Source organism: Streptomyces sp. 3-6 (assembly GCF_056323165.1).
This window is the reverse complement of record NZ_JBWHZP010000002.1, coordinates 16,755-39,810: the sequence shown is the minus strand read 5'-3', so window position 1 is coordinate 39,810 and position 23,056 is coordinate 16,755. Positions and strand designations below refer to the sequence as shown.

Sequence of the window (23,056 nt, the reverse complement as noted above, 5' to 3'; positions counted from 1 at the left end):
GCCCGCGCCGGCCCGTGTGCGCCGGTGCGCCACCGTGTCGGCCCCGGCGGGGGCCAGGCCAGGGGCCGAGGAGGCCGTCGTGTCCACAAAGAGCGTGCCGCAGCAGGGCGGGAGCGGGCAGCCGCAGGGGTTGCTGCGGCAGATGGAGGAGCTGATGGCGGCGCTGAACGCGGACCTCTCCGCCCTGGACGCGGACCTCCGGGACGCCTCGGCGGACCGGACGGCCGCGGCGGGCACGGGGGACGGGGAGACGGGGTCGGAGACGGGAGAGGGATCGGTACCGGGGACAGCTGCCGGAGCGGGGGCGGGCGAGGAGCACCCGGTCACCGCCTGAGGGGTGTGCCACGGGTGGCGCGGGAGCGGGCCGACGGGTTCAGCCCGCCTCCCGCTCCGGTAACGCCGCCTCGCGGTCGGCGAGTCTGCGGAGCATGTCGAGGACCCGGTCGCGGGACTCGTCGGCGGCGTCGATGGCCTCCATGCACTGCCAGTACGTCGCCTCGTCCCGCGCGGCACAGGCCAGCCCGACCAGGGTGATGCCGACGTCACCGAGGAGCCCGCCGAGGTGCAGCAGGGTTCGGCGGACGTCGCCCAGCTCGGTGAGCCGGGCCGCGCGCGGCTCGTCGCCCTTCGGGCAGGGGACGTCCAGCACTCCGCAGCCACGGCCCGCCAGTTCCGTCAACCCGATGGCCTCGCCCCGCAGTTCGGGCGGTCCCGAGACCGCGAGCCGGCTGCCGATCGCCTGGGCGAGCGCCTGCGCCTGCCACACCTCGGTCAGCAGGCCCGGCAGGTCGGTGCTCGCCGCCAGGGCCCGCCTGCTCGTCTCGATGAGCCGCACAGCGTCCATGCGCTGCCCCCGTCCGGTCCGGACGCGCTGCCCACGCGTCCACGTGAACTCCCTTGTCCATTACCCAGAGTGAGAGAGGCTGAGACAGAAAGCCAGGGGGAGGCCGAAATCGGGGGATACGAACGTGCTACGGACCGCCGTTCGTATGCGGAGAGTGAAAGCGGAGCCCTCGTCTCCTCCTTGCCTCCCCCGGTCTCACTTGGTCTCCCCCGGTCTCCCCTTGCCGCCTCGGACCGGGAACCGTCACGTCGGACCGGGAACGGTCGCCTCAGACCGGGAAGCGGTCCTCGTTGCGGTCGATCTTCGCGGCGAGGGCGGCCAGCGGGTCCACGCCGAGGACCTCGCAGAACTGCAGGAGGTAGGCCAGGACGTCGGCGACCTCGTCGGTGACGCGGTGCGCGGTGTCCGGGTCGTCCATCACCCGGGCCGACTCCTCCGGCGTCAACCACTGGAAGATCTCGACCAGTTCGGACGCCTCCACGCTGAGGGCGGCGACGAGGTTCTTCGGCGTGTGGTACGGCTGCCAGTCGCGCGCCGCGGCGAACGCGGCGAGGCGGCGCTGGAGCCCCGGCAGGTCGAGGGGCGCGGGCGGGTCGTCGTGGTGGGGATCAGTCACGGTCCAGGTGTACCACCGTCACGCCGTCCGTCCCGGTGGCCCAGGAGGCGTCGCTCACCGTGCCGGTCAGCCGGATGTGCCCGCGCTCGCACATCCGGGACGCCAGCCGCAGCAGCTCGGTGCGCTGGCCCGGGTCGAGCCCCCGGTCGAGTCCGTCGGCGAGCACGGTGAGGGTCTGCAGGGCGGCGGGGACCTCGCCGGGCGCGTCGACCTCCAGCACGCCGGGGCCGGTCAGCAGGACCAGGGCGAGGGCGACGTAGCGCAGCTCGCCGTCGCCGAGCCGGACGAGGTCGGTGCGCACACCGGTGCCGCGGTCGAGCAGGGCACGGACCCGTCCGCCCGGCGCCGGTTCGGCGAGCAGGTCGGTGACCGGTCCGGCGCACCCCGCGCGGACGGCGGCGACGAGCAGGGCGTGCCGCCGTCCGCATTCGGTCCGGGTGCGCAGGAGCACGTCGGCGAGGTTGCCGCAACTGCCCTGGAGCCGCCCGCCGCCCCTCGGGACGGGGGCGCGCATACGGCCGGGCCGGGGGTCGCAGGCGAAGACCGACCGCAGGGCGACGACCATCTGCTCGGCGGCGGCGAGCACCCTGCGCTGGCCCGGCGTCCGGCCCGCGACGCGCAGCGGCAGCAGGGCGGTGCCGAGGAGGTCGTCCGGGAGCGGGCCGCGGGTCACCGGGGTGGCCCCGGCGGTGTGCCAGGCGGCCTGCACCACGCGCCGCGCGGGGTCGCGCAGCGCGGTCTCCAGCAGGACCCGCCCGCCGGCGGTCAGCCGCTCCCCCACGATGCGCAGGCCGGGTTCGGCCTGGACGGCGACTTCGAGCCGGACCGGGCCCTCGGGTCCGTCGGCGGTGCAGCCGATGCGGAAGCCCCTGCGGCGCTGGGCGTCGGGCCGGGACCGTTCGGGCACACAGGCACCGGGGTCGGGGAACGCCTCGCCGAGGTGCGCCCCGCCGCCGAGCCGGGCGAGCGCCTCGTAGGCCCGCAGGGCGCTGCTCTTGCCGCTGCCGCTGGGGCCGGCGAGGAGGGTGAGCGGCCCGAACGGCAGGACGGCACCGCGGTGCCCGGCGAACGCCGACAGCAGCAGCTCGGTCACCCGCGGCCGGTCGGGACGGGCGGGGTCCTGGGCGCCCTCGGGGAGGCGGGTGCCGGTCGCGCCGTCGGGCGGACGGGTGCCGGTGGTGCCGTCGGGCGGACGGGTGCCGGTGGCGGCGCCGGGAGAAGGGGTGTCCGGGGCCGCGTCGAAGGAGGCATCGAGGGAGCGGGGGGCCGGGGCCGCGTCGAAGGAGCGGACGTCCGGGGCCGGCGGCCGGAGGCGGCCGAGGGCCGGGGAGGGCGGGGTCATGGACGGGACGTTAGGACCGCGCCCGTGGGGCGAACCGTTCCGCTCGGGCGGGCGTCCCACGAACGGCGAGGCGGACCCCGCCGCCCCGCACGCCCTCCCGCACCCCGGCGCGCCCCGGCCCGGCCGGGTCCGGCCACGGGCTGCGCGTCGGCAGTCCCTGGAGCAGCGGAGCCGCCCCGCCTCCGTCACACCCCGGACGCCCGGGACCCCCCGTCAGACCCCCGGGACCCCCGCCTCCTCCATGAGGCCGGTCACCTCCGTGCCGGCCGGGGTGAGCAGGAACACGTTGCGGTCGACCCGGTGCATGCCGCTGGCCAGGCCGAAGACCACGCCGGTGCTGAAGTCCAGCACGCGCTTGGCGACCTCCGTCTCCGCGCCGGTGAGGTCGAGCAGCACCGGGACGCCGGACATCAGGGTCTCGGCGACGTCGCGGGCGTCCGCGAAGACGTTGACGCGCAGGACGACGAAGCGTCGGCGCGCCTGTGTCTCGGCCTCGGGCACGGACCGGTGGTCCACGGCGGACGGCCAGGCGTCGCGGCCGCGCAGCGGAACGACCTGGGCGAGCCCCGCCCACTGTTCGTCGGTGACGTCGTGGCTGCTCACCGGCATGCTCCGTCCTGGGTCGCGCTGGCAGTCTGCATCGGGCAATTCTTACGCATGGTCACCCGTTCGGCCCAATAACGACACGCTCCGCCATCGCCGGACCGTCACCCCCCTGCCGGGACACCGCACCGGACGGCCGCCCTCCGGGCCGGACCGCCCCGTGCGGACCGTGTTCCCGAGGGGACGCGTGACCTCTCGCGCGTCGTGCGAACCGGCGCACGCGGCACCGTCTCCGCGCACGCACACCTCCGGCTGCCCCGCATTCCGGGGCCCACGCGGGGAACTTCCGCACCCGACCGCTAGTTTCTACAGTGCTGTAGACATGGGGGGCCGGGTCCGCGTGGCGGGCCGGGCGCTCCGACCGAACCGGGAACCCCCCGGGCACACCGAGAAACATGGAGTGGGCATGGCCCTGTGGGACCGACTCAAGGATTCCGCGTCGCAGATGCAGAACCAGTTGGTGGCGAAGAAGAACGACCTCAAGAGCGGTGCGTTCCGGGACGCGAGCATGGCCATGTGTGCCCTGGTCGCCGCGGCCGACGGCACCGTCGACCCGTCCGAGCGGCAGCGCGTGGCCCAGCTCATCGGCACCAACGACGTGCTGCAGAACTTCCCCGCCGACGACCTGCGCCGGCGGTTCGAGGACAACCTGAACAAACTGACCACCGACTTCGCCTTCGGCAAGGTGAGCGTGCTCCAGGAGATCGCCAAGGCCAAGAAGAAGCCGGCCGAGGCGCGGGCCGTGATCCAGATCGGCATCGTCATCGGCGGCGCCGACGGCGACTTCGACAAGGACGAGCAGGCGGTCGTCCGCGAGGCGTGCTACGCCCTCGACCTGCCGCCGCACGAGTTCGACCTCTGACCGTGCCCCGGCCCGGACGCCCGTGATCCGGACCTTCCCGGCCCCCACGGGCCCCACGGGCCTCCCTGGTCCCCACGGACCTCCGGGCGGCCGTGGTCCGGGCGTCCGGAGGCGGCACTCAGCACCGGGCAGGCCGGGCCGATACCCGCGGGTATCGGCCCGGCCTGCCCGGGAACACGGGCCCGGTCATAATCGTTGGATCCGAGACCGACCCATCCATGAGGAGTGCATACGTGTCCGCCAGATCGACGGACCCCCCGGGACCCAGTCCCCGACCATCCCGTCACCTTTCGAGTGACCGCGGCACGCGACGGGGTGGTGTTCGATGAGTGCCGCCGAAGCATTGCTGGGCCTGCTCGCCGTGTTCGTGCTCACCGCCGGAACCGGCTACTTCGTGGCCCAGGAATTCGCCTACGTCTCCGCCGACCGGCTGGCCCTCGCCCGTGAGGCCGAGGCCGGGAACCGGAAGGCCGCCCGCGCGCTGAAGGTGCTGGAGCGGCTGTCCTTCATGCTGTCCGGCGCACAGCTGGGCATCACCGTCACCGGACTGGTCGTCGGCTTCATCGCCGAGCCGTCCGTGTCCGCACTGCTGCGGCCCGCCCTGTCCGGGGTGGGGCTGCCCGACGCGGCCGTGAGCGGTATCTCCGTGGTGCTGGCGTTCGTGCTGGCCACCGTCGTGCAGATGGTGCTGGGCGAGCTGGCCCCGAAGAACCTCGCGATCGCGGTGCCGGAGCGGCTGGCCAAGGCGCTGTCCGGGTCCACCCTGGCGTACCTGAAGGTCGTCGGCCCGGTGGTGCGGATCTTCGACGGGGCGGCCGACCGGCTGCTGCGCCGGGTCGGCATCGAGCCGGTCGAGGAGCTGCACCACGGTGCCACCCTGGAGGAGCTGGGCCACCTGATCGGCGAGTCCCACGAGAACGGCGCCCTGCCCCGGGACACCGCCACCCTGCTCGACCACGCGCTGGAGTTCTCCGAGCGCACCCTGCACGGAGTGATGGTGCCGCGCCGGGACTCCGTGTTCGTGCGCGGGGACGCCAGCGCCGAGGAGGCGGTCGGCCTGATCGCCGCCCACGGCCACTCCAACTACCCCGTGCTGGGCGACCACCCCGACGACGTCATCGGCGTGGTGGGGGTGCGCGAGCTGATGGCGCTGCCCGCCTCCCGGCCGGCCGGGGCCACCGCCGCCGAGGTGGCCCGGCGGCCCCTGCTGCTGCCGGACACGCTGGAGCTGCCGGACGCGGTGGCGCGGATGCGGGAGCAAGACGACGAGTTCGCCGTCGTCCTCGACGAGCACGGCGGTGTCGCCGGCATCGTCACCTACGAGGACATCGCCGAGGAGCTGGTCGGGGACATCGCCGACGAGAGCGACACGGTCGCGCAGCTCGCGGTGGCCGACGGTGACGGCTGGCTGGTGGACGCCGGGCGGCGGCTGGACGAGGTCGCCGAGGCGACCGGCGTCCGGCTGCCCGAGGAGGACGACTACGAGACGGTGGCCGGTCTGATCGTGGACCGGCTGGGCCGCTTCCCGACGGTGGACGACCGGATCACCGTGGAGCTGCCCACCGGCGGCCACGCGGTGCTGGACGTGCGCACGCTCGACCGGCACGTGGCCGAACGGGTGCGCATCACGTCGTTCACCGAGGAACTGCATCCGGTCGAGGAGGGTTCATGAGTTTCCCGATGGCTCTCTTCGTGACCGTGCTGCTGCTCATCGGCAGCGGGTTCTTCGTGGCCGCCGAGTTCGCGCTGGTCGCCGCCAAGCGGCACCGCATGGAGAAGGCGGCGGCGGACGGGCGGCGCGGCGCCGGTGCCGCGCTGGCCGGGATGCGCGAGCTGTCCCTGATGCTCGCCGGCGCGCAGCTGGGCATCACGGTGTGCACGCTGGGGCTGGGCTCGGTGTCCAAGCCCGCGATCTCGCACGAACTGGACCCCCTGCTGCGCAGCCTGGGCCTGCCCAGCGCGCTCAGCTACGGGGTGGCGTTCGCCGTCGCGATGATCGTCGTGGTGTTCCTGCACATGGTGATCGGCGAGATGGCGCCCAAGTCGTGGGCGATCGCCCACCCGGAGCGTTCCGCGATGCTGCTCGCGCCGCCGTTCCGGGCCCTGGTGAAGGCCGTCCGGCCGCTCATCCGGGTCCTGAACGCGGTGAGCAACGTGCTGGTGCGGATGTGCCGGGTGACCCCGCGCGACGAGCTGGCCTCGGTCCACGACCGGGAGCAGCTGACGCACCTGGTCGCGGAGTCGGAGCGGCTCGGCCTGATCAGCGCGGCGGACTCGCAGTTGCTGACCCGGTCGCTGACCGAGCCGGAGACACCGGTGGGTGAGCTGGCCGTGCCGGCCGCCGAGATCGTCTCGGTGGACGGCGGGGCGGGCGTGGAGGAGCTGCTGCGGGTGGCGGCGGCCCACGACCGGACGCGGCTGCTGGTCCGAGACGGCGGCGCCGTGCTCGGTTCGGTGCACGCCCGGGACGCCCTGGTGGCCCGGGCCCGGGGGCGCGTGACGAGCGCCCGGGAACTGGCCCGTCCGGTGCCCGAGGTGAAGGTCACCACCACGGTCGCCGACGCGATCGACGTGCTGCGCCGCCGCCGCTCCACCCTGGCGGTGGTCCGCGACGGCGCGGGCGGTCTGGTCGGCATGGTCACCCTGGACGACCTGCTGGCCCGGCTGATGCAGCCGGCGGCCTGACGCACGACGGGAGCCCGGGACACGGTCGGCCGTGTCCCGGGCTCCCGTCGCGTCGTGCCGCGGGGCCGGCCGCGGTCAGCCGGCGACCACCGCCTCCGCGGCGGCCACCCCGCACACCCGGGCCGCGCCGTGCGTGGCGATGTGCAGGGCGCCGCGCGGGGCGGACTGCGGTACCCCCATCTCGATGACAACGGTGTCCGGTTCCGCGTCGAGCAGCGTGTCCAGGGCGCTGCCCATCCAGGGGTGCCGGTGCTCGTCGCGGACCACCGCGACGACGCGGCGCCCGCCCGCCGCCTTCAGGGCCCGCGCCCCGGCGTCGGGCCCGGTGAAGGTGCCCGAGGCGGTGCCGGGCAGCAGGCGCTCCAGCTCCGGACCGACCCCCCAGGGGGTCTCGTCGCCGACCGCGATGTTGGGCGCGGGGCTGAACGTGGCCACGAAGACCGGCCCGGTGACCGGTGCGGCGGGCGCGGTGCGGGCGACCTCGACCGCGCGGCGGGCCGCCGTGAGGCCGATCTCCGGCTGCGGCGCGCCGCCGCCGTCGGACGCGTCGCGGACGCTCGCCGTCCACGCGGCCAGTGCACGGACCCGGGCGGCGGCGTCGGCGAGCCGCTCCTCGGAGAGTTCGCCGGTACGGACGGCGGTGACGAGCGCGTCCTGCAGGCGCTGCACGGTGGCCTCGTCACACAGTCCGCCGCCCACACAGATGGCGTCGGCGCCGGCGGCGAGGGCGAGGACGACACCGTGTTCCAGCCCGTAGGTGCCGGAGATGGCCTGCATCTCCATGCCGTCGGTGACGATGAGGCCCCGGTAGCCGAGTTCCTCGCGGAGCAGGCCGGTGAGGATGCGCCGGGAGAGCGTGGCCGGGCGGTCCGGGTCGAGTACGGGCACCCGGATGTGGGCGCTCATGACGGCCCGGGTGCCGGCCGCGATGGCCGCCCGGAACGGCTCCAGTTCGCGCTCGTGGAGGGTCGTGGCGTCCAGGTCGATGTGCGGGAGGGCGTGGTGGGAGTCGACGTTGGTGTCGCCGTGCCCGGGGAAGTGCTTGGCGCAGGCGGCCACGCCGGTGGACTGCAGGCCCTCGACGTAGGCGGCGGTGTGCCGGGACACCAGGGCGGTGTCCCCGCCGAAGGAGCGCACCCCGATCACCGGGTTGGCGGGGTTGGCGTTGACGTCGGCGGACGGCGCCCAGTTGAAGTTGACGCCGCAGGCCGCGAGCCGGCGGCCCAGCTCACGGGCGACGTCCCGGGTGAGGGCGGTGTCGTCGACGGCGCCGAGGGCGTGGGCGCCGGGGAAGGAGGAGCCGGTGCGGACCTCCAGGCGGGTGACGTCGCCGCTCTCCTCGTCGATGGCGACCAGGAGGTCGTCCCGCTCGGCCCGCAGCTGGGCGGTGAGCGCGGCGACCTGCTCGGCACTGGCGACGTTGCGGCCGAACAGGGCGACGGACGCGAGGCCCTCGCCGAGGCGGCGGCGCACCCAGTCGGGCGCGGTGGTGCCGTCGAAGCCCGGCTGCAGAACGGCGAGCGCGTCCCGGGTGAGCGTGTCGGTGCCGGTGGTGAATGTCGTCATGGGGTGGCGGTCATCCCTTCACGGCGCCGGCGGTGAGGCCGCTGACGGCCTTGCGCTGCAGGTAGACGAAGAGGATCAGGATCGGGATGGCGAACAGCGACGAGGCGGCCATGGTCGCGCCCCAGTCGTTGCCGAACTGGCTCTGGAAGCTGGACAGCCACAGCGGCAGGGTCTGCGCCTCGGCGTCCTTGTTGAGCACCAGGACGAGCGCGAACTCGTTCCAGGCCGTGATGAATCCGAACAGCGAGGTGGACATCAGGCCGGGCGCGAGCAGCGGCAGGATGACCCGGCGGAACGCCTGGGCCCGGGTGCAGCCGTCGACCATCGCCGACTCCTCCAGCTCCTTCGGCACGGCGGCGACGAAGCCGCGCAGCGTCAGGATGGTGAGGGGCAGGATCATCATCATGTAGAAGAGCGTCAGCGGTACGAGGCTGTTCAGCAGGGACGCGTCCCGCACGATCATGTACATCGCGATGATCATGACTTCCCAGGGCGCCATCTGGGCCAGCATGAAACCGATGATGAAGCCGCGCCGCCCCTTGAAGCGCATCCGCGCGAGGGCGAAGGAGCCGGCCAGCGCGATCACCAGGGAGAAGACCACGGCCAGGACGGTGACGGTCAGCGAGTTGGCGACGTAGGTCCAGAAGTGGTCGACGTTGATCGCGGTGCTGAAGTGTTCGAAGGTGAAGTCGGCCGGGAACCAGACCGGGTCCTCCGAGAGGATGTCACCGGTCGGCTTGAGGGCCGTGTTGAACATCCAGTACACGGGGAAGACGAAGCCGATGAACAGGACGGCGGCCGTGACGTTGGGCCACAGGCGGCCGAAGAGCGAGCGCTTCACAGCTCGTCCTCCTCTTGCTTGAGCACGATCCGGAGGTAGTAGGCGGTCAGGCCGAGCAGGATCGCGATGGTCAGGACGGCGATCGCCGCGCCCATGCCGTAGTGCTGGTTGCCGACACCCTCGACGAAGGCGTAGACGGGCAGGATCTCGGTGAGCCGGTCGGGCCCGCCCTTGTTGATGAGGTAGACCTGCACGAACGCCTTGAAGACCCAGATGATCTCCAGGAACGTGGTCGCGTAGAGGAACGGCCGCAGGAACGGCATGGTGACCGTGGTGAAGCTGCGCCAGGCGCCGGCCCCGTCGAGGGACGCGGCCTCGTAGAGCTCCTTGGGGATGGTGGTGGTCGCCGCGTAGAGGTTGATCGCCACGAACGGGATGGACATCCACACGATCAGCAGCGTGATGACGAAGAACGTCGACATCTGGCTGCTGGTCCAGTTGTACTCGGCCATGGAGTGCCAGCCGAGCTTGTCCAGGACCCAGTTGACGACGCCGAAGCGCTGGGCGAACAGCCACTGGTAGACGGTGGTGGCGGCCACGATCGGCATGGCCCAGGCGAGGACCAGGCCCAGCAGCAGGGTGAACCGCATCCACTTGCCGAGGCGGGCGAGCAGCAGCCCGACCAGCGCGCCCAGCACCATGATCAGGACGACGTTGACCGCCGTGAAGAGGATCGAGCGAAGGGTGACCCGCCAGAAGTCCTCACTGGTGAGGGCGGCCGTGTAGTTGTCGACTCCGTTCCATTCGGTGACGCGCTGGATCAGCTGCGTCATGTTGAGGTTCTGGAACGACAGCAGCACGTCCTTGAGCAGCGGCCAGCCGAGCAGCAGCACGGTGGCCACACAGGCGGGCAGCAGCAACAGGTACGGGGCGAGCGCGCCGACGCGCGACGCCGCTCTCGGTGTCGGCCTGCCGGGCCCCCCGTCGTCCGCCTTGCGGACGTCCGCCGGGCCGGAGGGCGGCCGTTCGGTCTGCACGGTCATGCTCGCGATCTCTCTTCTCGACATACTCGACGCCGGGCGGGGGCCGGCGAGTGGCCGGCCCCCGCCCGTTCCGTGCGCTCGCGGTGCGACTACTGCTGCTGCGCCAGGCGCTTGTTGAACTCGCCCTCGACCTGCTTCGCGGCCTCGGCCGGGGTCTTGCCGTTCAGGACGGCGGTCAGGTACGTCTTGATCGGGTTCGGGTCGTTCTCCACGGCCGCCCACTGCGGGATCAGCGGCGTGGTGCCGCCGACGGCGGCGGCCGGCGCGGCGGCCTCGGCGGGCGCGTTGCCCTCCAGGTTGCTCTGCAGCGACTCCTTGTTGGGGATGACGCCGTTGAGCTTGGCCAGCTGGCCCTCGAACTTGTCGGAGAGCGCGATCTTCAGGAACTCCTTGGCGAGCTCCTGCTTCTTGCTGCCCGCGGCGACGGCGAGGTTGGAGCCGCCGAGGAAGACGCCCTCGGGCTTGTCGGCCGTGGCACCGGGGATGGTGAAGTAGCCGATGTCCTTCTCGATCTTCGGGTTGGCCTCGGTCGCGATGCCCGCTTCCCAGCCCATGCCGATGAACGCGCCGACCTTGCCGTCGGCGAAGACCTCGCCCTGCTGCGGGGTGGCCTCGTCCTTGTCCTTGGGCGCCTTGGACAGCGCCTGGAACTTCTTGTACGTCTCCGCGGCGGCGGCGACCTTCGGGTCGTCGAGGTTGGAGACGTACGTGTCGCCGTCCTTCTTGACCAGTTCGCCGCCCTCGCCGATCACCAGGCCGACGAAGTGGTACCAGTTCTGGCCCGGCAGGTAGATGGGCTCGGCGTCGGTCTTCTCACCGATCGTCTTGAGCGCGTCGTAGAACTCGTCGCGGGTCTTGGGGGTGTCCTTGAGACCGGCGTCCGCCCAGACCTTCTTGTTGTAGAGGACGACGCGGTTGGCGAAGTACCAGGGCGCCGCGTACTGCTTGCCCTCGAAGACGGACGACTCGTTGAGCGACTCGGTCCACTCGCCGCCGATCTCGGCCTTGAGGTCACCGAGGTCGGCGAGGCCGCCGGTCTTGGCGTAGGCCGGGGTCTGCGTGTTGCCGATCTCGAAGACGTCCGGCGGGTTCTCCTCGGACAGCGAGGTGGTCAGCTTCTGCTGGATGCCGTTCCACTGCTGGACCTCGAACTTGACCTTCGCCTTGGTCTTCTTCTCGAACTCGGCGGTGAGGTCCTTCTGCCACTGGTCCGGCGAGGAGCCGTCCATCACCCAGACCGTGAGCGTCTGGCCGGCGTAGCCGTCCGCACCGGCCTTCTTGTCACCGTCACCGTCGTTCCCGCCGCACGCCGCCACGGAGAACAGCATGCCCGCGACTCCGATCGCGGCTATCAGCTTGCGCTTCACGCGCCACCCCTCCTCGGGAAATGCCTTCCGCACCCACGCCCTCGGCGGTGACCCCCACTACGGCGCAACAGCTCGGCGGGCTGGGACCCGGCTTCCCTCTAAATGGTTTAGACCAGCAAGGGGAGCTTGGCCTAGACCTATGACCCTGTCAAGGGTCGCGCCCACGCCAGTGGATAACGGCACGGCAACGTCAATTGGGGCATCGGATTCCACCCAAACCCGGGCGGGTCGAGAGTTGGACTAGACCAACCGGCCGGGGGCCGTTATAACGGGACCGCCGAGCGTGCGGCGCCGACACCGGCCGTCCGCCGACGTGCACCGCGGCCGGCACCTGCCGTCCGCGCGCCGGACACCAGGCGGAAGGCAGGTCATGAGCACGGACGTCAGCAGCGCCCCGGCCGACCCGGGGGCAACGCCGGGCCGCCCCGGCCGTGTCGGCCGCGTCCCGAAGTACTACCGCATCAAGCAGCGGTTGCTGCGGATGACCGAGGAACGCAGCCCCGGGGCCCCCATGCCCGCCGAACGTCTGCTCGCGGTCGAGTTCCGCACCTCCCGCACGACCGTCCGCAAGGCCCTGCAGGAGCTGGTGAGCGAGGGGCGCCTGGACCGCATCCAGGGCAAGGGCACCTTCGTCGCCCGCCCCAAGGTGTACCGGACCCTCCAACTCACCTCGTACACCGAGGACATGCGCGCGCAGGGACTCCGTCCCGCCTCCGAGGTCCTGGACCTCGGATACGTCCCGGCCGACGAGGACCTCGCCGCCCTGTTGGAGGTGGACCGGGGCGACCGCGTGCTGCGCATCGAACGGCTGCGGCTGGCCGGCGGCGAGCCGATGGCCATCGAGGCCACCCACCTGTCGGCGCGGCGCTTCCCGCGCCTGCGCCGCCACCTGTCCCGCAGCGCCTCCCTGTACTCGACCCTGTCCGAGGTCTACGGCGTGCGCCTCGCGGAGGCCGACGAGACCATCGAGACCTCCCCCGCCACCCCCCGGGAGGCCGGGCTGCTCGGCACCGACGTGGGCCTGCCGATGCTGCTGCTGTCCCGTCACTCGCGGGACGAGGACGGCACCCCGGTGGAGTGGGTCCGCTCGGTGTACCGGGGCTCGCGCTACAAGTTCACGGCGATCCTGACGCCTCCGCAGCAGCGGGGCAGGCGCTGAGAGCCGGACGGCGCCAAGGCGGCGTCGAGGGCCGGGGCGACGGCGGGCCGGCGTTGACGGCGGGGCGGCAGCGGGGGGACCGCGTCACCGGGTGAGCGGGGGGACTGAGGCCGGCTCGCGGCCGACGGCGTGCCCGCCGGGGTGACCGCCACCGCCACCCGACCGCCACCGCCACCCGACAGCCGCCGCCCTTTCGCGGCCGTGGAGGCCGCCGGGACGGAGCCGTACCGACGCCCGCCGGACGGCCGGGCGCCCGCCGGATCACCGTCGGGCGCCGGTCGGTCCGCCGGCCCTCAGCCCGGCAGCCCGTCGACGAACCGGCGGGTCAGCGCGGTCGGTGCCGTGATGGCCGTGCCGACGACCACGCTCAGCGCGCCCGCCGCGAGCGCGGCGGCGGCCTGCTCCGGGGTGGTGATCCGGCCCTCGGCGATCACCGGGACACCGGCGCCCATCGCGAGGTCCGCGACGAGGCGCAGGTCGGGTCCGTCCTGCCGGGGGGAGCCCGGCACGTAGCCGGACAGCGTGGAGGCGACGAAGTCGGCGCCCTCCTCGGCGGCCCGGCGTCCCTCCTCGTAGGTCGAGACGTCGGCCATCACCAGGGCGCCCGCCGCGTGCACGGCCTCCACGAGGTCGGCGAAGGAGCCGCCGTCGGGGCGCGGGCGGGCGGTGGCGTCGGCGGCGACGACCGCGGCGCCCGCGTCCACCAGGGCGAGGGCGTGCCGCACCGTCGGGGTGATGAAGACGCCGGTGTCGCCGTCCTTCCACAGCCCGATCACCGGCAGGTCGACGGCCGCGACGGTGGCCGCGACGACCTCCGGGTCGTTGACGCGGACGGCGGCGGCACCGCCGGCCCGGGCCGCGAGGGCCATCCGGACCAGGGTGTCGGTGTGCCGCATCGGGTCGCCGGGCGGGGCCTGGCAGGAGACGATCAGGCGGCCCCGGAGGGTGTCGGCCAGGGTCGGGGTCATCGTGGTGCTCCGATGGTGCGGGGGTGGTGGAGGGGCAGGGTGCGGGTCAGCGCGGCGGCGCCGAGCACCGCGGCGTCGGGTCCGCCGCGGGGCGGTACCGGACGCAGGTGCCGCAGGGGGCGCATGAGTTCGGCGGTGAACGCCTCGTTCAGGGCGTCGAGGTAGAGGGCGCCGATCCGGGGCACTCCCCCGCCGACGACGACCCGGTCGGCGCCGAGGGCGTTGGCGAGGCCGCCCAGCGCCCGGCCGACGGCCCGGGCGCCGAGCACGACGGCCGCGGTGGCGTGCGGGTCGCCCTCGGCCGCCCGGGCGGCCACCCACTCCAGACGGTCGGCGGCCAGGCCGCTGGTCCTGGTGTACTGGGCGGTGATGGCGGGCCCCGATCCGATCGCCTCCAGGTGGCCGGTGGCGCCGCAGGTGCAGGGCAGTCCGTCGGCCTCGGGGCTCGGCAGGTGGCCGAGGTGCCCGGCGACGCCCGCCGCCCCGCTCAGCATGCGTCCGTCGACGGCGACGGCGCCGCCCACGCCGGTGCCGACGGCCGCGTAGATCATCGTGGGGCCGGGCCGGTCGCCGTCCCGGAGCGGGCCCAGTTCCGTCGAGGCCGCCGCGCGGACGTCGTTGTCGCAGGCCACCGGGAGTCCGGTGCGGGCGGCGAGGCCCTCCGCCAGGGCCGTGCCGGCCCAGCCCCGGATGGTGTCGGTGGCACTGGTGACGGTGCCGGTGACCGGGTCGATGACGCCCGCGGCGGCGACGCCGACGGCGGTGGCCCCCGGGGCCCACACCGCGCGGACCTCCCGGGCCAGCGCGTCCAGCACCGCCTCGGCGCCGGACGTCGCGGGGGTGGGCAGGGAGTGCCGGGCCAGGATCGTGCCGTCGTCGGCGACGAGCGCGGCGGCGATCTTCGTGCCGCCCAGGTCGAGGCCGATGACCGAGGGGGTGCCGGGCCGCACGGTCATCGGACGGCGAGCAGGCCGGCGTCGCGCAGACGCTCCTCGACCAGCTTGACCGACGCCTCGCCCAGCTGGACCTGGGGGGCGGCGGTGGTGCCCTCGGCGAACACGCCGAGCAGGCGCAGGGCGTGCTTGAAGGCGCCGATGGCGGAGGAGTTGCGGCCCATCTCGCTCTCCGGGCCCGCGTCGACCATGCCGAACAGTTCCACGAGCCGCTCCTGCTCCTCGACGGCGCTGCCGAGGTCCCCGGCGCGCACGGCGTCGTACAGGCGCACGTACCCGGCGGGGTCGACGTTGCCCAGGCCGGGGACGACGCCGTCGGCGCCGGCCAGCAGGGCGGCGTCGACGGTGAGTTCGGAGCCACTGAGGATGCTGAAGCCGGCGGCGGGGCCGGTGCCGCGGCCCTGGCGCCCGCCGAGGGCGACGATCAGCCGGCGCAGTCCGCCCTCGTCGCCGCTGCTGTCCTTGAGGCCGGCCAGAGTGCCGTCCTCGGCGAGTTCGCGGACCAGGGCGACGGAGAGCTTGCTGTGCACGGAGACCGGGAGGTCGTACGCGTACAGGGGCAGGTCGACGCGGGCGCGCACGGTGCGGAAGTGGGCGGCGATCTCGACCGGGTGGGTGCGAGCCTGTCCTTCATCGGCGCCGGTGTGCAGGACCCCGACCCCAGCTGGGGCAGCGTGCTGGCGTACGGCCGGCAGATCCTGCTGTCCGGCGGCTGGTGGGCGACCCTCTTCCCGGGCCTGTGCCTGCTGATCACGGTGCTGGCGCTCAACGTCCTCTCCGAGGGCATGACGGACGCCGCCGCCTCCCCGGACAAGGCCCGCGCCGACGGCGGCGACGCCGCCGAGAAGGCCGTCGCCGAGGAGGCCCCGGCCACCGAGCGCGCCGACGTGGACGCCGCCCTGGAGCGGCTCGCCACCCGCCTGGAGGCCATGGAACCCTCGGTTCCCCCGCTGGCCGAGGACGCCGCCGACCTGCTCGTGGTGCGCGACCTGACGATCCGCTTCCCCGACCGCTACGGCGACACCCGCGTCGTCGACGGCATCTCCTTCACCGTGCGCGAGGGCGAGACCCTCGGCCTGGTGGGCGAGTCCGGCTGCGGCAAGTCCATCACCAGCCTCGCGGTCATGGGCCTGCTGGCCCGCAACGCCGAGGCGGAGGGCGAGATCCTCTACCGGGGCCGCGACCTGCTGACGCTGTCGCCGAAGGAGCGCCGGGCGCTGATGGGCCCGGAGATCGCGATGGTCTACCAGGACGCCATGTCCTCGCTGAACCCGTCGGTGCTCATCGGCACCCAGCTCAAGCGGCTCACCTCGCGCGGCGGCACCCGGACCCCGTCCGAGCTGCTGGAACTGGTCGGGCTGTCGCCCGAGCGGACCCTGCGCAGCTACCCGCACGAACTGTCCGGCGGCCAGCGCCAGCGCGTGCTCATCGCCATGGCGCTCTCCCGCAGCCCGCGGCTGCTCATCGCCGACGAGCCGACGACGGCGCTCGACGTCACCGTGCAGGCCCAGGTCGTGGAGCTGCTGGTGAAGCTGCGCGACGAGCTCGGCTTCGCCATGGTCCTGGTCTCGCACGACCTGGCCCTGGTCGGCGACCTCGCCCACCGGGTCGCCGTGATGTACGCCGGGCAGGTCGCCGAGGCGGGTCACACCCGCTCCCTGCTCACCGACCCGGCGCACCACTACAGCCGGGGGCTGCTCGGTTCGGTCGTCTCGCTGGAGGCGGGCGCGGAGCGGCTGCACCAGGTCCGCGGTGTGGTGCCGGCCCCCAAGGAGTTCGGCGCCGGCTGCCGGTTCGCGTCCCGCTGCCCCGCCGCCACCGAGCTGTGCGTCACCACCCCGCCGCCGGCCACCGACCGGGACGGCGCGCAGGACCACCTGTTCGCGTGCCACCACCCGGCGCCGGTGCGCCCGCCGGCCAAGTCGCTGGAAGGTGCCCGATGACCGTCACCGAGGACACCCCGATGGAACCGCTGGAGACCGCGACCGACCCGATCGTCCGGCTGGACGGCATCCACGTGCGGCACAAGGCGCGCAGCGGCGGCATCCTGCGCCGGGACGCCGTGCACGCGCTGACCGACGCCTCGCTGGAGGTGCGGCGCGGTGAGATCCTCGGGCTGGTCGGCGAGTCGGGCTGCGGCAAGTCCACGCTGGCCCGGGTCGTCACCGGGCTGCAGAAGCCCACCGAGGGCCACGTGTACTTCAAGGGCCAGGACCTGTGGCGGATGCCCGCCGCGGAACGCCGCGACCGGTTCGGTTCCAGCGTGGGCGTGGTCTTCCAGGACCCGTCCACCGCGCTCAACCCGCGCCTGCCGGTGCGCCGGATCCTGCGCGACCCGCTGGACGTGCACCGGCGCGGGACCCGGGAGGAGCGCGAGCGGCGCGTGACGGAGCTGCTCGACCTGGTCGGCCTGCCCGGCCACACCCTGGAGGCGCTGCCCGGTCAGCTCTCCGGCGGTCAGCGCCAGCGGGTGGCCATCGCCCGGGCGCTGGCCCTGGAGCCGGAGCTGATCGTCGCCGACGAGCCGACCAGCGCGCTGGACGTGTCGGTGCGCGCGCAGATCCTCAACCTGCTGGTGGACCTGCGCGCCCGCCTCGGTCTGGCGATGGTGTTCATCTCGCACGACGTGCAGACGGTGCGTTACCTGGCCGACCGCATCGCGGTGCTCTACCTGGGCCGCGTGGTGGAGGAGGGCAGGTCCGCGCAGGTGTCCGGCGCCTCCCGCCACCCGTACACCGAGGCCCTGCTGTCGGCGACGCCGAGCCTGCTGGAGCGGCCCGACCGCATCGTCCTGCACGGCCCGGTCCCGTCGGCCACCAACCCGCCCTCGGGCTGCCCGTTCCGTACCCGCTGCTGGAAGGCGGACGACGCGTGCGCGCAGTCGTTCCCGGACGCGACGAACGGCCCGGACGGCCACCGCTGGCACTGCGTCCACCCGCAGCCCGGCGACGGTCCCGTGCCGGTGCCCGCACCGGCGGCTCCGTCGGTGAAGGGCGTCTGACCACCCGGCGGACGGCGCGCGCTCTCCCGCGCGCCGTCCGCCGGGTCACCGGGCCCCGCAGTCCCGGCCACCCGTCACCGGTGGCGCGGGGCCCGGCCCGTCCCTCCGGCCCCAGGGCCCCCTGCGCGGACGTTCGCCGCTCGTCACGGCCGGTGGCGCGCTGGAGCACAGCAGTCCGGTGGGTCCCGGCGGCACCGAACACGCCGACCTGTCGGCCGGGTCGGCGCCGTCACGCCGCTCACCTCCCCCGCACGATGGTCGTCACCTTCCGCACGACCCGTCACGACCGGGCGATGTCCCTGCTCGGCGCCTCGGACCCGGTCACCGCGTCCTCGAACCCCACCGTGACGCCGAACGAGGGCCGTCCGCGGTTCTCCGTGAGGCAGCGCGGCACCCTCCCCACCGTCCCCTGACCAGGCGGTCGCCACCCCGTACCGGCCGGGCATCCGCCGGTCAGCCCGACGGGTCCCGGCCGCCGGACGGGACGCGCAGGCGGTCCACGACGACCGCCCGGGCCCGCGCGCCGTCCCGGGTGGGGGTGAGCGGGTAGACGTGCACGGCGCCCCGCGCCTCGTGGAGTTCGACGTCCACCCCCGCGGCCCGCGCCCGGTCGGTGAACAGCCGGGCGTCCGGGTGGAGGATGTCGTGCGTGCCGCTGAACAGCGTCACCGGCCCCAGACCGCGCGGGTCGGCCGCGAGGGGGCTCACCATCGGGTCGGACGTGGGCAGGGCGCCCCGCCAGTGGTCGGCGAACACCCGCAGGCCGGGCCGGGCCAGCCAGGGGTCGTGCGGCTGCACGGCGTCGATGCCCGGGTGGCCGAACGACAGGTCCAGGGCGGGCGAGACGAGCACGGTGCGGCGCGCGACCACCCCGGGGCCGTCGCGCAGCAGCACCGCGGTGGACAGCGCGATCTGTCCGCCCGCCGAGTCCCCCGCCAGCGCGGTGTCGCCGTGCCGCTCCCGCACGGTGAGGAAGAGGTCGGCCATCGCGGGGACGACGTCGCCGACGGTGGCGTACGGCAGGAGCGGGTGGACCGGCACGACGACGTGCGTGCCCGCCTCGGCCGCGATCCGCGCCGCCAGGCGCCAGTGCGGGGCGACGATCTCGTTCACCCAGGCGCCGCCGTGCACGTACACCACGGCACCCCGGGCCCCGCCCGCGGCGGGCCCCAGGGTGTACACGGGCCATCCCCGCCACCGCTCCACCGACACGGTCACGTCCCCGCGCAGCCGCCGGGGCGGTCCGTACGGGCGGGGCCGCAGCGTCCGCTCGCGCAGGTGCCGCCGCGCGCCCTCGGCGGTGACGTACCGCCGGTCGGTCCCGGTCAGCCGCAGGTGCAGCGGGACCAGCGCGGGGCACCACCGGCTCCCACCGCGGCCGGGACGCCGGGGTTCCGCCGGCCGGGCCGGGCCCGCCGGTCACGCTGCGCCTGCTGGTCATGGGACCGCCTTCCGTTCCTCGGGGCACGGGTCAGCGCCGTCGTCGCAGCAGAACCGTCACATCACCGCGCCTCCGCGTCCAGGGCGCACGGCCGTTCCGCCTCGTGCAGCCACCGGGCCAGCGCGGTGCGGGCGCGGCTGACCCGGGACCGGACGGTGCCGACCGGGCAGTCGCTCAGGGCGGCGGCCTCCGCGTAGGGCAGGCCCAGCAGTTGGGTCAGCACGAACGCCTCGCGCCGGTCGGCGGGCAGCGCGTCCAGCAGGCCGGTGAGGGCGACGCCCTCGTCGAAGCCGGGCAGGCCGCGCGGCTGGGCGCCCTCGACGGCCGCCGCCCAGTCCTCCGTGTCCGCGCTCCGGGGGCGGCGGGCGGTGTGCCGGATGCTGTCGACCAGCGTGCGGCGGGCGATCGCCAGCACCCAGGTGCGGGCCGAGGAACGGCCCTCGAACCCGGGCAGGGCACCGAGGGCCCGCAGGAACGTCTCCTGGACGAGGTCGTCCACGCCCTGCGGGTCGGCGCCGAGGAACAGCAGGTAGCACCGGACGTCCCGGTGCAGGGCCCGTACGAGGTGCTCCCCCGCGTCGGGGTCGCCGCCGCGGGCGGCGAGCGCCCAGGAGGTCGTGGCCTCGTCGTGGGGCCGTACCGGTGGCGGCATGAGGGCAGCGGTGGTCACGTGTGCGTCCTTCCGGGCGATCCGGGTTCCGGTCCCTCGCCCGGCCGCCGGGCGCCTGGGCGCCACGGGCGTGCGTCACGGGCGCGTCGCGTGCGCGTCGCGAGCCGGGGGCACGGCCCACGGGCACGGCGGCGCCCGGTCGCCCGGCGCGTGTCGGTGCGCGGGGCATGTCGGTGCTTGGGCACCGGGCGGCGTCGACGGCGTGTCGGGGCCGGTGAGGGGTGGGGTGAAGGGCGGCCGGGCACGGTGGTGCGCGGCCGGGTGCCCGGGGCGGAACCGGCGGTTCGGACGGCGCCGGCCGCGCGGCCGGCACATGTCGGCGGCGGCGGGCCGCGGCCCCGGGGATCCGGCTGTCGTCAGCCGACAGCGGGGCGGACGGGCGGCCCCCGGGAGGTGATCGCGTGGGTGAGGAGCAGCAGGCGTGGGACGCGGTCCGGGTCCGTGGTGCGGCGCGGCGGGCGCGGGCGGTCCGGCGGCGTTGGGAGCCGCAGCAGCGGGCGCAGCGGGGCGAGCAGCAGCTGGGCCACGGCGCGCAGGAGACGGAAGGCGGCGCGTTCGCCGTGCGCCAGCCACAGGCCGCACAGGAGCGCGGCCAGCAGGTGGGCGGCGAGCATCGCGGACGGGGAGAGGCCGGCCGCGGCGTGGTCCAGGGGTGGCGCGGGCAGGGAGGCGAGCGCCCCCAGGTGCTCCGCGCCGCCCGGGCCGTACCCGGCGTGCGCTGGGTGCGCGGCATGACCGGCGTGTCCGGCGTGCGCCGCATGACCGGCGTGCGCCGCGTGACCGGCGTGCGCCGAGGCCCCGGCGGGGCCGGGCGCGGGGAGGGGGTGGCCGTGCGGTCCGCCGGCGGTGGCGCACAGCAGGTGGTCCAGCCAGCGCCGCAGCAGCGGGCCGCCGGCCGCCCGGCCGGGACCGGTCAGCGCCTGGGCCAGCGAGAACCCGGCGTGCAGCACGGCCTGCGCGACGACCGTGACGGCGCCCACGAGCACCGGCCCGCGCTCCCGCCCGGCGAACCACCAGGCGGCGCCGCCGGTCACCGCCGCACCCACCGCCAGGGCCCACCAGGGCACCCCGGCACCGGACATCAGGGTGTGACCGAGCGCGGCGAGCAGCACACAGACGGCCGCGAACACCGCGGCCCGTACCGTGCGCGCACCCCACCCTGCACTCATCGAGGTCACATCCTCGCACTCGGATCACGCGCCCCGCCGGGAGTACGGACGGACACCCGGCCCCCGTTCGGGCCGGCGGGTGTGACGCTCCCCACCGTCTCCCCACCGTCTCCCCGCCGTCACCCCGCGCGGCGGCCGGACTGCCGCCGGGCTGGCCGGGCTCAGCCGGTGAGCGTGCGCAGGTACGCCGCGAACTTCTCCAGGCCGTCGACGGTGCGCGGGCCGCTGATGCCCTCGTTGTAGTCGAGGACGAAGAAGCGGTTCTTCCGGACGGCGGGCAGGTCCCGGGTGTGCGGTGAGGTCCGCAGGAACTCGATCTTCTCCTCGGCCGGCTTGTCGCCGTAGTCGAGGATCACGACGACCTCCGGCTCGGAGCGGGCGACGGCCTCCCAGGTGACCCGGGTCCAGCGCTCGTCGAGCCCGTCGAAGACGTTGCGGGCTCCGGCCATGCGCATGATGTCGTTCGGCGGCACCTGGTTGCCCGCGGTGAAGGGCTGGTCGGTGCCCGAGTCGTAGAGGAAGACGGGGAGCCGGCCGCCGTCCGCGGGCGCCCGGTCGGCGACCGCCTCGACCCGCTTCCGCAGCCCGGCCACCACCCGCCGGGCGCGGTCCTCGACGCGGAAGATGCGGCCGAGCCGTTCGAGATCGGTGTAGAGGGCTTCGAAGGGGGTCATCCGCTCGGGGTGGCCGGGGTAGTTGAAGCAGCTCTCGGTGTGCATGAAGCTCTGGATGCCCAGCTCGTCCAGGATCTCGGGGGTGATGCCCCGCTCGTCCTTGAAGCCGGAGTTCCAGCCGGCCACCACGAGGTCGGCGCGGGCCTCGACGACCACCTCCTTGTTGAGGAGGTCGTCGCTGAGCATCTTCACCTCGGCGTACTCCGACGCCCACGGCGACTCGCTCACCGGCGGGTTGGCGGGCGGCATGACGTAGCCGTGCACGTGGTCGGTCAGGCCGAGGGCGAACAGCTTGTCGGCGCTGCCGCCCTCGTAGGCGACGGCGCGCCGCGGCACCGTGTACTCCACGGGTTCGCCGCAGCGCCGGACGGTGACCGTCTCGGAGGCGTTGGTCCCGTCGGACTCGACCTGGGCTCCGCAGGCGTTGAGCAGCAGGGTGGCGGCGACGGCGGAGCCGACGGCGGCCCGGCGCCGGGCCGGACGGGAGGAGCGGGGGGTGCGCATGGCGGGTGCCCTTTCAGCTGGGGTGGGTGGGCCGTTCGGTCGGGGAGCCGAGCGCGAACAGCAGTTGCGGGTGGCCGGTGAGCGGGTGCGGGACGACGTCGGCCCGCACGCCGAAGACCTCGTGGATCCGTTGCGGGGTCAGGACGTCGGCGGGGCTCCCGGCGGCGACCAGGCGTCCGGCCGAGAGCACGCCGAGGCGGTCGCAGGCGGCCGCGGCGAGGTTGAGGTCGTGCAGCACGACGAGGACGGTGAGCCCCGAGCCGCGCAGCAGGGAGAGCATGTCGAGCTGGTGCCGCAGGTCGAGGTGGTTGGTGGGCTCGTCCAGGACGAGGATCTCCGGTTCCTGGACGAGGGCGCGGGCCAGCAGCACGCGCCGGAGTTCGCCGCCCGAGAGGGTGAGGACACCGCGCCGGGCGAGCCGGCGGATGCCGAGCCGGTCCATGACCCGGTCGCACAGGTCCCTCTCCCGCGCATCGAGGGCCCGGTTGCCCGGCAGGTGGGGCGCCCGGCCGAGGGCGACGACCTCCTCCACGGTGAGGTCGAGGTCGACCGCGCCCTCCTGGGTCATGGCGGCGACGATCCGCGCGGCGCGGCGCACCGGCAGCCGGGTGAGGTCGTCGCCGCCGGCCAGGACGGTGCCGGCGGTGGGGCGCAGGGCCCGGTACACGCAGCGCAGGGCGGTGGACTTGCCGCTGCCGTTCGGTCCGACGAGGCCCACGACGCTGCCGTCGGGCACGTCCAGGGACAGGTCGCGCACCAGGCTGCGGCCGTCGGTGACCACCGACAGCCCGTCGAGTCGCAGGTCCAT

23 protein-coding genes and 1 pseudogene are annotated in these 23,056 nt (G+C 74.5%); 8 read left to right on the top strand and 16 right to left on the bottom strand.

Translation table 11 applies throughout. The features are described 5' to 3' along the window. Nucleotides 1-79 precede the first annotated feature (79 nt). Nucleotides 80-334, top strand: a complete 255-nt coding sequence (locus AC02VZ_RS04445) for a hypothetical protein (RefSeq protein ID WP_476474566.1) — start codon at nucleotides 80-82, stop codon at nucleotides 332-334. Between the two features lie 39 nt (nucleotides 335-373). Here the strand turns inward: AC02VZ_RS04445 and AC02VZ_RS04440 are convergent, their stop codons facing one another. The 4 genes from AC02VZ_RS04440 to AC02VZ_RS04425 all read right to left on the bottom strand — a co-directional run bounded on the left by AC02VZ_RS04440 (nucleotide 374) and on the right by AC02VZ_RS04425 (nucleotide 3,411). After that, nucleotides 374-844, bottom strand: coding sequence for a DUF6099 family protein (locus AC02VZ_RS04440; RefSeq protein ID WP_476474565.1), 471 nt, complete (start codon nucleotides 842-844; stop codon nucleotides 374-376). A 268-nt stretch (nucleotides 845-1,112) separates the two neighbouring features. Then, nucleotides 1,113-1,460 (bottom strand): nucleotide pyrophosphohydrolase, encoded by a 348-nt coding sequence (locus AC02VZ_RS04435; RefSeq protein ID WP_432056466.1) that lies wholly within the window; start codon nucleotides 1,458-1,460, stop codon nucleotides 1,113-1,115. Then, nucleotides 1,453-2,802: an AAA family ATPase gene (locus AC02VZ_RS04430; RefSeq protein WP_476474564.1), complete on the bottom strand. Its 1,350-nt coding sequence runs from the start codon at nucleotides 2,800-2,802 to the stop codon at nucleotides 1,453-1,455. The genes AC02VZ_RS04435 and AC02VZ_RS04430 overlap by 8 nt, the downstream gene beginning before the upstream one ends. Nucleotides 2,803-3,015: 213 nt before the next feature. Further along, nucleotides 3,016-3,411, bottom strand: a complete 396-nt coding sequence (locus AC02VZ_RS04425) for a cell division protein SepF (RefSeq protein ID WP_476474563.1) — start codon at nucleotides 3,409-3,411, stop codon at nucleotides 3,016-3,018. 400 nt (nucleotides 3,412-3,811) lie between these two features. On the opposite strand from AC02VZ_RS04425, the gene AC02VZ_RS04420 reads away from it, so the two are divergent. The 3 genes from AC02VZ_RS04420 (at nucleotide 3,812) to AC02VZ_RS04410 (ending at nucleotide 6,952) form a co-directional block, all read left to right on the top strand. Further along, nucleotides 3,812-4,267, top strand: a complete 456-nt coding sequence (locus AC02VZ_RS04420) for a tellurite resistance TerB family protein (protein WP_432056471.1) — start codon at nucleotides 3,812-3,814, stop codon at nucleotides 4,265-4,267. A gap of 325 nt (nucleotides 4,268-4,592) precedes the next feature. Beyond that, nucleotides 4,593-5,939 (top strand): hemolysin family protein, encoded by a 1,347-nt coding sequence (locus tag AC02VZ_RS04415; RefSeq protein WP_432056472.1) that lies wholly within the window; start codon nucleotides 4,593-4,595, stop codon nucleotides 5,937-5,939. Beyond that, nucleotides 5,936-6,952, top strand: a complete 1,017-nt coding sequence (locus AC02VZ_RS04410; protein ID WP_432056473.1) for a hemolysin family protein — start codon at nucleotides 5,936-5,938, stop codon at nucleotides 6,950-6,952. Before AC02VZ_RS04415 ends, AC02VZ_RS04410 begins: the two co-directional genes overlap by 4 nt. A gap of 75 nt (nucleotides 6,953-7,027) precedes the next feature. On the opposite strand, the gene AC02VZ_RS04405 is transcribed toward AC02VZ_RS04410, so the two are convergent. The 4 genes from AC02VZ_RS04405 to AC02VZ_RS04390 all read right to left on the bottom strand — a co-directional run bounded on the left by AC02VZ_RS04405 (nucleotide 7,028) and on the right by AC02VZ_RS04390 (nucleotide 11,709). Next, entirely contained in the window at nucleotides 7,028-8,518 is a 1,491-nt protein-coding gene (locus AC02VZ_RS04405) for a glycoside hydrolase family 3 protein (protein ID WP_476474562.1), read from the bottom strand. Between the two features lie 10 nt (nucleotides 8,519-8,528). After that, a complete protein-coding gene (locus AC02VZ_RS04400; protein ID WP_432056475.1) occupies nucleotides 8,529-9,359 on the bottom strand; it encodes a carbohydrate ABC transporter permease in 831 nt (276 codons plus the stop codon). Continuing rightward, nucleotides 9,356-10,342, bottom strand: a complete 987-nt coding sequence (locus AC02VZ_RS04395) for a carbohydrate ABC transporter permease (RefSeq protein WP_432056476.1) — start codon at nucleotides 10,340-10,342, stop codon at nucleotides 9,356-9,358. Before AC02VZ_RS04395 ends, AC02VZ_RS04400 begins: the two co-directional genes overlap by 4 nt. 89 nt (nucleotides 10,343-10,431) lie before the next feature. Next, a complete protein-coding gene (locus AC02VZ_RS04390; RefSeq protein ID WP_476474561.1) occupies nucleotides 10,432-11,709 on the bottom strand; it encodes an extracellular solute-binding protein in 1,278 nt (425 codons plus the stop codon). A gap of 370 nt (nucleotides 11,710-12,079) precedes the next feature. On the opposite strand from AC02VZ_RS04390, the gene AC02VZ_RS04385 reads away from it, so the two are divergent. After that, the gene (locus tag AC02VZ_RS04385) at nucleotides 12,080-12,868 is read left to right on the top strand and encodes a GntR family transcriptional regulator (RefSeq protein ID WP_432056478.1); all 789 of its coding nucleotides are present in this window, start codon (nucleotides 12,080-12,082) and stop codon (nucleotides 12,866-12,868) included. A 293-nt stretch (nucleotides 12,869-13,161) separates the two neighbouring features. Here AC02VZ_RS04385 and AC02VZ_RS04380 read toward each other — a convergent pair whose 3' ends face one another. The 3 genes from AC02VZ_RS04380 to AC02VZ_RS04370 are packed head-to-tail and all read right to left on the bottom strand — an operon-like array spanning nucleotide 13,162 to nucleotide 15,370. Beyond that, entirely contained in the window at nucleotides 13,162-13,836 is a 675-nt protein-coding gene (locus AC02VZ_RS04380; protein WP_476474560.1) for an N-acetylmannosamine-6-phosphate 2-epimerase, read from the bottom strand. Beyond that, nucleotides 13,833-14,792, bottom strand: coding sequence for an ROK family protein (locus AC02VZ_RS04375; RefSeq protein WP_476474559.1), 960 nt, complete (start codon nucleotides 14,790-14,792; stop codon nucleotides 13,833-13,835). The genes AC02VZ_RS04380 and AC02VZ_RS04375 overlap by 4 nt, the downstream gene beginning before the upstream one ends. Then, entirely contained in the window at nucleotides 14,789-15,370 is a 582-nt protein-coding gene (locus AC02VZ_RS04370; RefSeq protein ID WP_476474558.1) for a dihydrodipicolinate synthase family protein, read from the bottom strand. The genes AC02VZ_RS04375 and AC02VZ_RS04370 overlap by 4 nt, the downstream gene beginning before the upstream one ends. Nucleotides 15,371-15,406: 36 nt before the next feature. Between AC02VZ_RS04370 and AC02VZ_RS04365 the strand changes: the two are divergent. The 3 genes and pseudogenes from AC02VZ_RS04365 to AC02VZ_RS04355 form a co-directional block, all read left to right on the top strand. Beyond that, nucleotides 15,407-16,732, top strand: a pseudogene (locus AC02VZ_RS04365) (ABC transporter ATP-binding protein); the annotation flags it as partial. A gap of 50 nt (nucleotides 16,733-16,782) precedes the next feature. Further along, nucleotides 16,783-17,790 (top strand): oligopeptide/dipeptide ABC transporter ATP-binding protein, encoded by a 1,008-nt coding sequence (locus tag AC02VZ_RS04360; protein ID WP_432056502.1) that lies wholly within the window; start codon nucleotides 16,783-16,785, stop codon nucleotides 17,788-17,790. A gap of 254 nt (nucleotides 17,791-18,044) precedes the next feature. Next, nucleotides 18,045-18,203, top strand: a complete 159-nt coding sequence (locus AC02VZ_RS04355) for a hypothetical protein (RefSeq protein ID WP_476474557.1) — start codon at nucleotides 18,045-18,047, stop codon at nucleotides 18,201-18,203. A gap of 40 nt (nucleotides 18,204-18,243) precedes the next feature. On the opposite strand, the gene AC02VZ_RS04350 is transcribed toward AC02VZ_RS04355, so the two are convergent. The 5 genes from AC02VZ_RS04350 to AC02VZ_RS04330 form a co-directional block, all read right to left on the bottom strand. After that, nucleotides 18,244-18,972 (bottom strand): alpha/beta hydrolase fold domain-containing protein, encoded by a 729-nt coding sequence (locus AC02VZ_RS04350; RefSeq protein WP_476474556.1) that lies wholly within the window; start codon nucleotides 18,970-18,972, stop codon nucleotides 18,244-18,246. 320 nt (nucleotides 18,973-19,292) lie between these two features. After that, nucleotides 19,293-19,883: a sigma-70 family RNA polymerase sigma factor gene (locus AC02VZ_RS04345; protein ID WP_476474736.1), complete on the bottom strand. Its 591-nt coding sequence runs from the start codon at nucleotides 19,881-19,883 to the stop codon at nucleotides 19,293-19,295. Between the two features lie 374 nt (nucleotides 19,884-20,257). Continuing rightward, complete coding sequence (locus AC02VZ_RS04340) at nucleotides 20,258-21,070, bottom strand: hypothetical protein (RefSeq protein ID WP_432056482.1); 813 nt, start codon at nucleotides 21,068-21,070, stop codon at nucleotides 20,258-20,260. Between the two features lie 161 nt (nucleotides 21,071-21,231). Then, nucleotides 21,232-22,248: an ABC transporter substrate-binding protein gene (locus AC02VZ_RS04335; RefSeq protein ID WP_476474555.1), complete on the bottom strand. Its 1,017-nt coding sequence runs from the start codon at nucleotides 22,246-22,248 to the stop codon at nucleotides 21,232-21,234. A gap of 13 nt (nucleotides 22,249-22,261) precedes the next feature. Further along, nucleotides 22,262-23,056 (bottom strand): ABC transporter ATP-binding protein, encoded by a 795-nt coding sequence (locus AC02VZ_RS04330; protein WP_432056484.1) that lies wholly within the window; start codon nucleotides 23,054-23,056, stop codon nucleotides 22,262-22,264.